We start from the raw sequence: 13,116 nt of genomic DNA, 5'->3' as shown, positions 1-13,116 counted from the left end.
GACCATATCGCGCGGCATCATCTGTATCAGTGAAAAGGCGCACAGGGGCACAGGCGCACAGGGGCACAGGGGCACAGGGGCACAGGGGCACAGGGGCACAGGGGCACAGGGGCACAGGGGCACAGGCGCACAGGGGCACAGGGGCACAGGGGCACAGGGGCACAGGCGCACAGGGGCACAGGCGCACGGCCGCCCTTCGGGGCCCAGCGGGACGGACCAGACAGTGAACGCGAGACCTTAGCATGCAGATACAGCAGCTGGTAGCGAAGGTCTTCGGATCGCGCTTCTCGCGGGAACTGAAGAAGCTGCGCCCGATCGTGGACGAGATCCTTCGCCACGAGGAGGCGCTGCGCGCGCTGCCCGACCAGGGGATCCAGAGGCAGACCGAGCGGTTCCGCGCCCGCATCACGGAGCGGACGGGCGCGATCCATGCCGAGGTCGAGCGCCTCAGGGCCGCCAAGCACGCCTGCGCGGACCCTGATGAGCGTGACCGCCTCGACCAGGACCTGCTGGGGCAGGAGCGAGCGCTCCAGAAGGCCACGGCGGAGATGCTCGACGAGCTGCTCCCCGAGGCGTTCGCCACCGTGAGGGAGGCCTGCCGGCGCCTGATAGGCACCAAGGTCATGGTGACGAACCACGAGTTGACGTGGGACATGGTCCCGTACGACGTCCAGCTCATCGGCGCCATCGTGCTGCACGAGGGCAAGATCGCCGAGATGGCGACGGGCGAGGGCAAGACGTTGGTGGCGACGCTTCCCGCCTACCTCAACGCGCTCCCCGGCACCGGCGTCCACCTCGTCACCGTGAACAACTACCTGGCGCGGCGCGACTCCCAGTGGATGGGGCACGTCTACCGGTGGCTCGGCCTCACGGTGGGCTGCATCGACGACACGGAGCCCGGCACGCCGGAACGGCGCGGCGCCTACAACTGCGACATCACTTACGGCACCAACAACGAGTTCGGCTTCGACTACCTGCGCGACAACATGGTGTTCTCGCTCGCCCAGCGGGTGCAGCGGGCCCACGTCTTCGCGATGGTGGACGAAGTGGACTCGATCCTCATCGACGAGGCGCGGACGCCGCTCATCATCTCGGGTCCGGTTGGGAACGATGGGGACACCAAGTACGCCGAGGTCAACCAGCAGGTGGTCGGGCTGGTGCGGCGGCAGAACGAGGTGGCCAGCGAGCTGATCGCGCAGGCCGAGAAGCTCTGGGCCGACGGGGATCAGTACGGGGCCGCCGTGAAGGCCTACCAGGTCCATCTCGGCATGCCGAAACACAAGCGGCTGCTCAAGTTCCAGCAGGAGCAGGGCGCGAAGAAACTGGTGCAGCGCGTCGAGCTCGATCACCTCGCCGACCGGAAGCTCCCCGCCAAGGAGCAGAAGCTCCGCCACACCGAGGAGGAGCTGTACTTCGTCCTCGACGAGAAGGGGCACTCGGTCCACCTGACCGACATCGGGGTCGAAGCGCTCTCGCCCAAGGATCCGATGCTCTTCATCGTGCCGGACCTCTCGGAAGAAGTCGCGCGCGTCGATCACGACGAGGAGCTGACGCCGCACCAGAAGCTGGAGCGGCGCGCGCAACTCGAGGCCGACTATGCCGCCAAGAGCGAGAAGCTGAACATCGTGCACCAGCTGCTGCGGGCCCACGCGCTCTACGAGAAGGACGTGGAGTACGTGGTGCAGGACGGCCAGATCTACATCGTGGACGAGTTCACCGGCCGCATCCTGCCGGGCCGGCGGTGGTCGGACGGCCTGCACCAGGCGGTGGAGGCGAAGGAAGGGGTGCAGGTGAAGGGCGAGACCCAGACGCTCGCCACGGTCACCATCCAGAATTACTTCCGCATGTACCGGAAGCTGGCCGGCATGACCGGCACGGCGGAGACGGAAGAAGAGGAGTTCTTCAAGATCTACGGGCTCGAGGTTTCGGTCATCCCGACCAACCGGCCGGTGCGGCGCATCGACCGGCACGACCGCATCTACCGGACGCGGCGTGAGAAGTACAACGCGGTCGTGGACGAGTTGGAGCGGCAGAACCAGCGCGGCCTGCCGGTACTGGTGGGGACGGTGAGCGTCGAGGTCTCCGAAACGCTGTCCCGCATGCTGAAGCGCCGCGGCCTCAAGCACGAAGTCCTGAACGCCAAGTACCACCAGCGCGAGGCCGAGATCGTCTCGCTGGCCGGGCAGCCGGGCGCCATCACGATCGCGACGAACATGGCCGGCCGCGGGACCGACATCAAGCTGGGCCCGGGGGTCACCAAGTGCCGGTTCTGCGGCATCACGGCGCGGCAGGCGCCCTTCGGCCAGGGGTTGGAAACGCCGGACCTCGACCCCCTGAAGATCCTGGAGCTGGGCTGCCAGACGGACCCGCCCTGCGGGCTCACGATCGTCGGAACCGAGCGCCACGAGTCGCGGCGCATCGACCGCCAGCTGCGCGGACGCTCGGGGCGGCAGGGCGATCCGGGCGGCTCGATCTTCTTCCTCTCCCTGGAAGACGACCTGATGCGCCTCTTCGGCTCGGACCGCATCGCCGGGCTGATGGACAAGATGGGCGCCGAAGAAGGCGAGGTCATCGAGCATCCGTGGGTCACCCGATCCATCGAGGGGGCGCAGAAGCGGATCGAGCTCCAGAACTTCCAGGCGCGCAAGCGGCTCCTCGAGTACGATGACGTGATGAACCAGCAGCGGGAGGTGATATACTCGCTGCGCCTTTTCGCGCTGGAGGGCGGGGAAGAGCTGAAGGCCGAGGCGATCCGGATGATCGACGCGGCCATGGACAAGCCGGTGAACGAGGTCACCGCCCTGTCGCGCCACGCCGAGCTGTGGGACTTCGAGATCCTGCACGAGGCGCTCCAGATGAAGTTCCTGGTGACCGTGCCGGAGCTGAAGCAGCGTGGCTACCCGAACCGCGGCGAGCTGATCGAGGTGGTGCGGATCCGGGCGCGCGAGGCGTTCCAGCGCAAGATCAAGGCGCTCGACGAGTACGGCCGCGGCCTGCGTTCGGTGGACGCCACCGGTCGCGAGACGGTCCTCGAGAACCTGGCCGAGCAGATCCTGAGCCAGGTGATGCTCCGGACGCTCGATGAGAAGTGGAAGGACCACCTCTACGACCTGGACCAGCTCCGCAACGCGATCACGTACCGGGCGTGGGGCCAGCGCGATCCGCTGGTGGAGTACAAGAAGGAGGCCTACGACATGTTCGTGGACCTCATGGCGGACCTGCGCGGCACGTTCACCGAGCAGTTCCTCAAGGTTCAGGTGAGCGCCGGGCCGCCGCCGCCGCCGCAGCCGATGCCGCGGACGTTCAGCGGGCCGGCACCGGAGGGGGCGGCAGGGCGGCTTGGGAGGGGCGCGGCATCGGACTTCGTCGCAGAGGATGCGCGCGAGGCGGTCGGGTCGCCTTCGGGTCGCGCGGGCGCGCAGGCCGGCGGGTCGGTGCGTGGCCTGGGCGGCGCTGGCATGGGTGGCGGGGCCTCGGTGCCGAAGGTGGGGCGGAACGATCCGTGTCCGTGCGGGTCGGGGAAGAAGTACAAGAAGTGCCACGGGGCGGGGATGTGACGCGCGGCCGGCTCGGCCCTCTAGATGTTTCTGTCGGCCCGCGTCGCATAGATTCGCCACTCGGCGGCACGGTTTAGCGCCGTCGGTTGGAAGAGCATGGCCTATTTTGGCGCCCATGCCGATGCTGATCCGCGAAACCCCCGTCACCGACCGCCCCCGCGAGCGCCTCTTCCGCCTGGGCGCTGGTGCATTGACCACGACGGAACTCCTCGCAATCCTTCTTTCCACTGGCCGTTCGGGCCTGTCGTCCGTGGACCTGGCGGGTACGCTCCTGGCCGAAGGGGGACCGGCGCTGGGTAGTCTGGCACGCCGCCACCCGCCCGAGCTGGCCAAGGTGCCCGGCGTCGGTGAGGCGAAGGCGGCCCGCGTGGTGGCGGCGCTGGAGCTGGGCCGCCGGCTCCAGGAAGAAGGGCGAGGCGAGCGCCCGCGCATCCGGACGGCGGCGGACGTGTACCGTTGGTACGCGCCGCGACTGGCTGACCTCGCCGCCGAAGAGTTCCACGTGCTCGCGCTGGACAGCCAGAGCGCCGTCCTGCGCGACCTCCTGATCACCCGGGGGATCTTGAACAGCTCTCTGGTCCATCCTCGCGAGGTCTTCCGCGGCGCCATCGCGGAGGCGGCGGCCGGCATCATCGTGGTGCACAACCACCCGTCCGGCGATCCGACCCCGTCGGCCGACGACCGCGCCATCACCCGGCAGCTCGTCGAGGCGGGCCGGATCATCGACCTGCCGGTCTACGACCACGTCGTGGTCGGGCACGGGCGCTACGTGAGCTTCGCGGAGTCGGGTCTCCTGCCGTGACCACCGTCCGCGTCCCCGCCATTCCGGGGCTCTCCGACGTCCTGGAGCCCTTGGCCGACCGGCTCGACCTCGATCTCCTGGAGCGCGCCTACCGGCTCTCCGCCCAGGCGCACCGGGGCCAGAAGCGCTGGTCGGGGGAGGACGCGGTGTCTCACGGCATCGCGGTGGCGCGCATCCTCATCGAGCTGCACCTCGACTCGGTGTCCATCGCGTGCGGCCTCCTTCATGACGTCGTGGAAGACACCGACGTCACGATCGCGGACGTCGAGGCCCAGTTCGGTGCGGAGGTCGCCACGATCGTGGACGGCCTGACGAAGATCTCCACCCTGACCTTCCGCTCCAGCGCCGAAGAGCAGGTCGAGAACTACCGCAAGCTGCTGGTCTCGGTGGCGAAGGACGCGCGGGTCATCATCGTCAAGCTCGCCGACCGGCTGCACAACATGCGCACCCTCGAGCACCTGCCGGAGGAGAAACGGAGCCGCATCGCGCTCGAGACGCGCGAGATCTACGCCCCGCTATCGCACCGGTTCGGCATGGGCAACGTGCGCGCGGAGCTGGAAGACCTCGCCTTCAAGTTCCTGGAGCCCGAAGAGTACAAGGGGCTCGCGAAGAAGGTCACGGCCAAGCGCGCCGAGCGCGAGGATCTGGTCGAGCGGATGCGCGAGCCGCTGGGGCGCGCGCTGGAGCGGGCCGGGATCGCCGACGTGGAGGTGACGGGCCGCCCCAAGCACCTGTGGTCCATCAACAAGAAGATCCTGAACCGCAACCTGCCGTACGAGGAGATCTACGACCTGATGGCGATCCGGGTGCTGGTGAACACGGTGCCCGACTGCTATCATGCTCTGGGCGTCATCCACTCCCATTGGACGCCGCTCCAGGAGCGCATCAAGGACTACATCGCCCAGCCCAAGTCGAACGGCTACCAGTCGCTGCACACCACGGTCTTCGGCCCCGCCGGCCACCTCTACGAGATCCAGATACGCACCCGCGAGATGCACCACACCGCCGAGTACGGTATCGCGGCGCACGTGCTCTACAAGGAGGGCCGCCCGCGCGACGACCTGGACCGCCACCTCACCTGGTTCCGGCAACTGCTAGACCGCCAGCAGGAGGCACAGACTCCGCAGGAGTTCCTGGAGTTCCTGCACATCGACCTCTACCAGGACGAGATCTTCGTCTTCACGCCGCAGGGCGACGTGAAGCAGCTGCCCAAGGGCGCGACGCCGATCGACTTCGCCTTCGCCATCCACACCGAGGTGGGTCTCCACTGCCAGGGCGCCAAGGTGAGCGGGCGCATCGCGCCGCTCCACCGCACGCTCAAGAACGGCGACGCGGTCGAGATCCTGACGTCGCCCAACGCGCGTCCCTCGCGCGACTGGCTGGAGCACGTGCACACCGCCCGCGCGCGCCAGAAGATCCGCCAGTGGGTCAAGCAGGAGGAGCAGTCAACCTCGGTCGCGCTGGGCCAGGAGATACTGGAGCGCGAGCTGCGCCGCCGCCGCCTCTCCAAGCCGGGCGACGACCAGGTGCTGAAGGCGGCGCAGAGCTTCTCCTTCCCGGACCGGGTGCACCTCGAGGCGGCCCTGGGCCGCGGCGACGTGTCCACGGGGCAGGTACTGCGCGCGATCTTTCCGGACCTTTCCGCCGACGAGGCGGAGCCGAAGCCCGCGGCGCCGGGCGCCATCGGCCGGCTGGTGCAGCGCATGCGGGTGGGGAAGGGCGTTCGCATCGAGGGTGTGGACGGGCTGATGGTGCGCTACTCGCAATGCTGCCAGCCGGTGCCGGGGGACAAGGTCACTGGTTACGTGACCCGGGGACGCGGCATCAGCATCCACCGCGTGGACTGCCCCAACCTCCTCGCGCTGGGCGATGAGCCGGAGCGGCGAATGGACCTCGACTGGCAGGAGGTGGAGGGCGAGGTCTTCATGGTGCGCCTCGGCCTGATGGGTGACGACCGACGCGGCCTCTACGCCGACCTCTGCACCGCGATCGCCCACGCCGGCACCAACATCCGCAATATCGAGCTGCAGAGCGGCGAAGGCGGCACGACGGGACACGTCATCGTCGAGGTCGAGAACCTCTCCCACCTCAACAAGGTCATGAAAGCCATCCGCCGCGTGAAAGGAATCGCGGAGGTCGGCCGCCGCGAACGTCCCGACGCGTGACCCGTCTCACCGTCGAAGCGCCGTTCCAGCCCGCGGGCCACCAGCCGCGGGCGATCGCCGAGTTGGTGCGCGGGTTCCGGCGCGGCGACCGTCACCAGGTGCTGTTGGGCGTCACCGGCTCCGGCAAGACGATGACGATGGCGCACGTCGTCGCCGAGTTGGGCCTTTCCGCGATCGTCTTCTCGCACAACAAGACGCTCGCGGCGCAGCTCTACGGCGAGCTGAAGTCGTTCTTCCCTTCCAACGCCGTCGAGTACTTCATCTCCTACTACGACTATTACCAGCCCGAGGCGTACGTCCCGTCCTCGGACACCTACATCGAGAAGGACGCCTCGATCAACGCCGACATCGAGCGGCTGCGGCTGCGCGCCACGTCGAGCCTGGTGGAGCGGGACGACGTGGTGGTGGTCGCTACGGTCTCGGCGATCTACGGCCTGGGCGACCCGGCGGAGTTCCGCGGCCAGATGGTGCGCCTCGTGACGGGCGAGGTCGTGGGCCGCCGGCCGATCCTCGAGCGGCTCGTCGCCATCCAGTACCAGCGCAACGACGTCGCCTTCGAGCCCGGCAACTTCCGGGTCCGCGGCGACGTGATCGAGGTCTTCCCGGCCTACGAGGAGCAGGCGGTCCGCATCGAGCTGTTCGGCGACACCATCGAGCGGATCACCAAGATCGATCCGTTGACCGGCAAGGCGGTGGCGCAGCTCGAGCGGTGCGCGATCTATCCGGCGACGCTCTTCGTCACCAACCGCGACAACCTCGAGCGCGCGCTCTCGGCGATCCGTTCCGAGCTGGCCAAGCGGCTCATCCAGCTGCGGACGGCGGGCAAGCTGCTGGAGGCGCAGCGGCTCGAGTCGCGGACCCACTTCGACCTCGAGATGCTGCTCGAGGTCGGCACCTGCCACGGCATCGAGAACTACAGCCGCCACATCTCGGGCCGCGCGCCCGGAGAGCGGCCGGCCGTGCTGATGGATTTCCTGCCCAAGGACTGCCTCGTCATCGTGGACGAGTCGCACGTGACGGTCCCGCAGCTGGGCGCGATGTACGCGGGCGACCGGTCGCGCAAGGAGACCCTCGTCGAGTACGGGTTCCGGCTGCCGTCGGCGCTCGACAACCGGCCGCTGCGCTTCGAGGAGTTCCTCGAGCTGGCCCCGCGGGTGCTGTTCGTGTCGGCCACTCCGGGCCCGGCGGAGCTGCGGTTGTCGGGCGGCGTGGTGGTCGAGCAACTGGTGCGGCCCACCGGCCTCATCGACCCGCAGGTGGAGATCCGGCCGGTGGCGGGCCAGGTGGACGACCTGCTCAAGGAGGTCCGCCTGCGGGCGCGGCGCGGCGAGCGGGTGCTCGTGACCACACTCACCAAGCGGATGTCGGAGGACCTGACCGACTACCTCAGCCAGGTCGGCGTGCGGGTGCGGTACCTGCACTCCGACATCGACGCGATCGAGCGGATGGACATCGTCCGCGGGCTGCGCCTCGGCGAGTTCGACGTGCTGGTAGGGATCAACCTCCTGCGCGAGGGGCTCGACCTGCCGGAGGTCTCGCTGGTCGCGGTGCTCGACGCGGACCAGGAGGGGTTCCTGCGCTCGCGCACCGCGCTCATCCAGACGGTGGGGCGCGCGGCGCGCCACGTGCAGGGCCGGGCCATCCTCTACGCCGACCGCATCACCGACTCGATGAAGGCGGCGCTCGAGGAGATGGACCGGCGCCGCGAGGTCCAGCGGCGGTACAACACGGAGCACGGGATCACCCCGCGCTCGATCGTGAAGTCGGTGGACGAGATCCGCTTCACCACGCGGGTCGCGGACGCGCGCGAGGACCCGGTGCCGCGCGCCGAACCGCTCTCGGTGATCGCCCAGGCCGGGCATTCGTGGGCCGACGCGAGCTCGGAGGAGCGGGCGAAGATACTGGACGAGCTGGACCGGGAGATGCGACGCGCGGCCGACGATCTCGACTTCGAGCTGGCGGCGCAGATACGGGACCAGGTACTGGACCTGAAGGCCGCGGGCGGGCCGACGGGCCGGCCGGCCGGCGCGCCCGCCGGGACGGCGGGGAGGGGCAGACGTGGGCAGCGCACTCGTCGATGAGCGGCAGCTCGCGGCGTGGGGCGCCGAGTTCGCCGGCGCGCTGCGGCCGCCCGTCGTGGTCGGGATCAGCGGCGAGCTGGGCGCGGGCAAGACCACGCTGGTGCGCGCCATCGCAGCGGCCCTGGGAGTCGCCGAGCCGGTGACGAGCCCGACCTTCGCTCTCGTCCATCGGTACGCTGGGCGCCGGGTCACCGTCTATCACGTTGACGCGTACCGCATCAAGCGCCCCGAAGACACCGCCGATCTCGGTTTCGAGGACATGCTGGCGGAGCGGGACACGGTCGTGCTCATCGAATGGCCCGAGCGGCTGGGCGCCGCGGCGCCGGCGCTGACCCATCGCATCGCGCTCTCGCACCCCGGCCCGGCCGGCAGGCGACGGCTGGAGTACCCGTGAGCCTCCTGCTGGGAATGGACACCGCGACGGACCGGCCCACGCTCGCGCTCTCGGCGCGCGGGGAGCCCGCCATGGACGTCGTGCTCGAGAGCCGGCGGGACCTCTCTCGCGACATCGAACGAGTGACGGCGCGGCTCCTGGAAGGACGCGGGGCCCGCCCGTCCGACCTCGAGGGGGTCGTCGTCGCCGACGGGCCGGGCTCGTTCACCGGACTCCGCATCGGCATCGCGTTCGCCAAGGGGCTGTGCCGCGCGCTCGGCGCGCCGCTCTATCGGGCGCCGTCCCTCCTCGGCGCGGCGCGCGCCGCGGCGCCCCACGGTGGCGCGGTGCTCGCGACCTATGACGCGCTGCGCGGCGACGTGTATCGCGCCATCTATGGTTTCCCCGCCAAGGGGCTGCCGGTCATCGAGGTCTTCCTGCCTCCGGAGCTCTCGCGGGCGGACGCGCCCGTGCCGCGGTCGGGCGAGCTCGTCCGCGCTGACTGGACGCACGCGTCGGCCGCCGCGCTGCTCGGGCTCGTCAACGTGCCTAACGGAGCCCTTCCGGTCGCCGAGCCGGCCGGATGGGAGCCGGTGTACGGCCGGCCCGCGGAGGCGGAAGCACGCCATCTCGCCCGGTATGGCCTCTCCATCGATTAGGCCGCTCCGCGCCGACGATATCGCGCGGGTCGCGGAGATCGAGCGGCGCGTCTTCTCCGATCCCTGGTCGAAGCGCTCGTTCGAGGAGATGCTCGCGCAGCGCGCAGTGCGCGGGTTCGCGGCGCACGACGAGCGCGGGCTGCTGATCGGGTACTGCGTCTGCTCCCTCGCCGCGGACGAGGGCGAGATCCTGAACCTCGCGGTGGAGCCGCGGGTGCTGCGAAGGGGCGTGGGCACGGCCCTGGTCGCGGCGATGCTCGAGTGGCTTCGCGGGGAGGGGGCAGGCCGCGTTTTCCTGGAGGTCCGCCGGTCGAACGAGGCCGCGATCGGGGTCTACCAGAGGGCCGGATTCGTGCCCCTGGGGACGCGCCTCGACTACTATCGCGACCCTCGTGAGGATGCCCTCACGATGGCCCTCGATCTGGCCCCCGGAGCCGCAAGAAAATGATACGAAGTGCGTTGGTTTTGGTTGACAAAACCCCTTGTGGCTCCTATAGTTGGGTCACGTCCGTGGTACCCGAGCCGGTCCTCAGGAGGAGCATGTGAGCCGCAGTCTGAACAAGGTGATGCTGATCGGGAACCTCGGGGCCGACCCGGAGGTCAGGAGCACCAGCAACGGCAGCCGGGTAGCGTCGTTTTCGCTCGCGACCAGCCGCCAGTGGACGACGCAGGGTGGGGAGAAGCAGGAGAAGACCGAGTGGCACAAGATCGTGGTGTGGAACAACAAGGGGTCGGGTCTCGCCGACGTGGTCGAGAAGTATCTCAAGAAGGGTGACCGCGTGTACGTCGAGGGGCGGATCGAGTACCGCACCTACGAGGACAAGGAAGGCCAGACTCGGTACGTCACAGAGGTTAACGTGCGCGAGCTCATGATGCTCGCCGGCCGCGGTGATGGCGGCGCGGGCGGCGCGGGTGGAGTGGGCGGAGAGACGGGGCGGCGTGCAGCCGCCCCCACCGCCGCGGCCGGAGCAAAGAAGGACGCCAAGCAGGGCAAGGAAGGGTCGGCCGAATCCTTCGACGACTTTCCGGAGGCGCTCGATGAGGAGGACGACGATCTGCCGTTCTAGTGCATCGATGATCGGCGCGGCGCTGCTCGCCGGCCTGCTGGCCGGCCCGGCGGTGTCGCAACAGCCTGCTGCCCCCGCCGCGCCGGCTCCACAGCAGCCCGCGGCCGCGCCCTTGGCGCCGCCGCCGGCCACGCACGTGGTGCAGGAGGGCGAGACACTCTGGTCGCTGGCGCAGCAGTTCCTGGGGGACGCACTGCTCTGGCCCGAGATCTACCGGCTGAACACCAACGTGATCGAAGACCCGCACTGGATCTTCCCGGGCGAGGAATTGCGGCTGGTGCCCTCCGACGAACCTGAGCCGGAGCCGGCAGCGGGCCAGGTCGTTCAGCAGAACGTGACGGTCTCCCCCACGGGCGACACCGTGCGGCCGACGCTTCCGCCGGCCCGCGCGATGCACGTGCCGACCATCTTCTCGCCGGTCCTGAACCAGGCGCAGAGGCCAACGGCGGACGCCATAGAGATCCAGAACCAGCGTGCGTATCGGGCGGTGCGTTCAGGCGAGTACTACTCCGCCGGCTTCCTGACCGAGGGCTATCCGCTGCCGTCCGGCCGGGTGGTCGGCAACATCCAGACGTCGTCGATCCGCCGGCTTTCCACCAGCACGAGCGCCCAGCTCTTTTCCGACGTCGCGGTCACGCTGCCGCCGGGGGAGACGGTCCAGCGCGGCGACCTGCTGCTGGTGTACCGTAGCGGCGGCGAGCTGCGCGGCTACGGCGAGATCGTACACCCGACCGGCTTGCTCCAGGTCTCGTCGCCGGCCGCGGCCAACGGCAACGTGGCCGCCACCGTGGTCGCCATCTACGGCCAGCTGACGGACGGGCAGTCGCTCATCAAGGTCGCGCCGTTCAACTTCCCGACCAACGCCCGCGCGGCGGAGGTGACGGACGGAGTCGTCGGTGAGGTCGTTGGCCTGCGCAACACCCGCGAGATCATCGGACTCCAGGACGTCCTTTTCATCAACCGCGGCGCCGAGGAAGGCGTGCGGCTCGGAGACGTTTTCGCCATAACGGGAAGCGCGCGTTCCGGGGTCGGCACGGTCGAGCAGGACAAGGGCCGGGCGCTGATCGTGAACACGCGCGAGCACACCTCAACGGCGGTACTGATCGAGATCACCCGGCCCGACATCGGAGCCGGCGCGGCGGCGAGGCAGGTCCGCCGGATGCCCTCCTGAGCACCGGACGGGCGCGGGCGGCGGGCGTGCGGCGGTGGCGCGCCGGCCGCCCGTACCGATCTGTCTCGTCCGGGGCCACACTGCTTCATCCAACTCCTTCCACGAAGGTAGCGCCAGCGTGAAACGCCGGGTGCTCGTGACCGGCGGGGCCGGTTTTACCGGCTCCCACGTCGCCGACGCGTTCCTCGCCGCAGGCTGGGCCGTGACGGTCATCGACAACCTGGGGCGCGGGCGCCCCGAGAACGTGCCGAGGGGGGCCGAGTTCCGGCGCCTCGACACCGGTTCTGAGGAAGCGCGCGACCTCGTTGTCACGGGCGGTTTCGAGGTGGTCACCCACCTCGCGGCGCAAGTGGACGTCCGGGTCTCGGTCTCCGACCCCGTGCTCGACGCGGAAGAGAACGTCCTCGCGCTGCTCAACCTGATCGAGGGCGCGCGGAACGGTGGGGTGCGGCGCTTCGTCTTCTCATCTTCGGGCGGCGTGGTTTACGGAGAGCGCCCGCCCCCGCACGTGGAGACCACGCCCAAGCTGCCCCTCTCGCCCTACGGAGTGACGAAGCTCGCGGCGGAGTACTATCTCGCTTGCTACCGCCACCTGTACGGCATGGAGTCGGTGGCGCTGCGCTATGCGAACGTGTACGGACCGCGGCAGGACCCGCACGGCGAGGCGGGTGTCGTGGCCATCTTCGGCAGCCGGCTGCGGGAGCGGCGGGCCATCACGATCTACGGCGACGGCGAGCAGACCCGCGACTACGTCTACTGCGGCGACGTCGCGCGGGCGAACCTCCTCGCCGCGGACGCCAAGCTGCCCGAGCCGGATGGCTCGCTCGACTGGCCGGCGTTCAATATCGGCACCGGTGTCCAGACTTCGGTGAACCAGCTGGCCGACGCGATGATCGCGGCCTCGGGGGTCCAGGTCAACGTGGACCACGCGCCGGAACGCCGCGGCGAGCTCCGAGCCAATGCGCTCACTATCGGGAAGGCCGAGCGCGTCCTCGGGTGGCGTCCCGAGGTCTCGCTGCACAACGGGTTGCGCGCCACTTACGAATGGATAGTCAAGGAGGCGGACTGAGATGCAGGTGGCCGGTGCGGTCCCGACGTCCTCGTGGGAGCTGGTCGCCACGTCGAGCGTCGAGACCAAGATCGTCCTCATCGTGCTTGCCCTCTTCTCCGCGCTATCCTGGTTCCTCATCTTCTCCAAGCTCTGGCAGTTCCGTCGCATCCGGCGGGCGGGGGACGCCTTC

Annotated in this window: 10 protein-coding genes; all 10 read left to right on the top strand. The window is 69.4% G+C overall.

Going from position 1 to position 13,116, the window contains the following annotated elements:
• Positions 1–242 precede the first annotated feature (242 nt).
• Positions 243–3,557 carry a preprotein translocase subunit SecA gene (gene secA / locus Q8Q85_03370; GenBank protein ID MDP3773285.1) on the top strand — a complete coding sequence of 1,105 codons (3,315 nt, stop codon included), beginning with the start codon at positions 243–245 and terminating at the stop codon, positions 3,555–3,557.
• Between the two features lie 115 nt (positions 3,558–3,672).
• Entirely contained in the window at positions 3,673–4,359 is a 687-nt protein-coding gene (gene radC, locus Q8Q85_03365) for a DNA repair protein RadC (GenBank protein MDP3773284.1), read from the top strand.
• Positions 4,356–6,524, top strand: a complete 2,169-nt coding sequence (locus Q8Q85_03360; GenBank protein ID MDP3773283.1) for a bifunctional (p)ppGpp synthetase/guanosine-3',5'-bis(diphosphate) 3'-pyrophosphohydrolase — start codon at positions 4,356–4,358, stop codon at positions 6,522–6,524. The genes radC and Q8Q85_03360 overlap by 4 nt, the downstream gene beginning before the upstream one ends.
• Positions 6,521–8,605, top strand: a complete 2,085-nt coding sequence (uvrB, locus tag Q8Q85_03355; protein MDP3773282.1) for an excinuclease ABC subunit UvrB — start codon at positions 6,521–6,523, stop codon at positions 8,603–8,605. Before Q8Q85_03360 ends, uvrB begins: the two co-directional genes overlap by 4 nt.
• Positions 8,583–8,999: a tRNA (adenosine(37)-N6)-threonylcarbamoyltransferase complex ATPase subunit type 1 TsaE gene (gene tsaE / locus Q8Q85_03350; protein ID MDP3773281.1), complete on the top strand. Its 417-nt coding sequence runs from the start codon at positions 8,583–8,585 to the stop codon at positions 8,997–8,999. The genes uvrB and tsaE overlap by 23 nt, the downstream gene beginning before the upstream one ends.
• Entirely contained in the window at positions 8,996–9,637 is a 642-nt protein-coding gene (gene tsaB, locus Q8Q85_03345) for a tRNA (adenosine(37)-N6)-threonylcarbamoyltransferase complex dimerization subunit type 1 TsaB (GenBank protein ID MDP3773280.1), read from the top strand. The genes tsaE and tsaB overlap by 4 nt, the downstream gene beginning before the upstream one ends.
• Positions 9,618–10,085: a ribosomal protein S18-alanine N-acetyltransferase gene (gene rimI / locus Q8Q85_03340; protein MDP3773279.1), complete on the top strand. Its 468-nt coding sequence runs from the start codon at positions 9,618–9,620 to the stop codon at positions 10,083–10,085. The genes tsaB and rimI overlap by 20 nt, the downstream gene beginning before the upstream one ends.
• A gap of 94 nt (positions 10,086–10,179) precedes the next feature.
• Positions 10,180–10,704: a single-stranded DNA-binding protein gene (gene ssb, locus Q8Q85_03335; GenBank protein MDP3773278.1), complete on the top strand. Its 525-nt coding sequence runs from the start codon at positions 10,180–10,182 to the stop codon at positions 10,702–10,704.
• A gap of 7 nt (positions 10,705–10,711) precedes the next feature.
• The gene (locus tag Q8Q85_03330; GenBank protein ID MDP3773277.1) at positions 10,712–11,875 is read left to right on the top strand and encodes a LysM domain-containing protein; all 1,164 of its coding nucleotides are present in this window, start codon (positions 10,712–10,714) and stop codon (positions 11,873–11,875) included.
• A 118-nt stretch (positions 11,876–11,993) separates the two neighbouring features.
• Positions 11,994–12,944: an NAD-dependent epimerase/dehydratase family protein gene (locus tag Q8Q85_03325; GenBank protein MDP3773276.1), complete on the top strand. Its 951-nt coding sequence runs from the start codon at positions 11,994–11,996 to the stop codon at positions 12,942–12,944.
• Positions 12,945–13,116 lie beyond the last annotated feature (172 nt).

Source organism: Gemmatimonadales bacterium (assembly GCA_030697825.1).
Lineage (GTDB): Bacteria > Gemmatimonadota > Gemmatimonadetes > Gemmatimonadales > JACORV01 > JACORV01.
The sequence above is the reverse complement of the archived record's forward strand: the minus strand, read 5'-3'. Positions and strand labels throughout refer to the sequence as shown.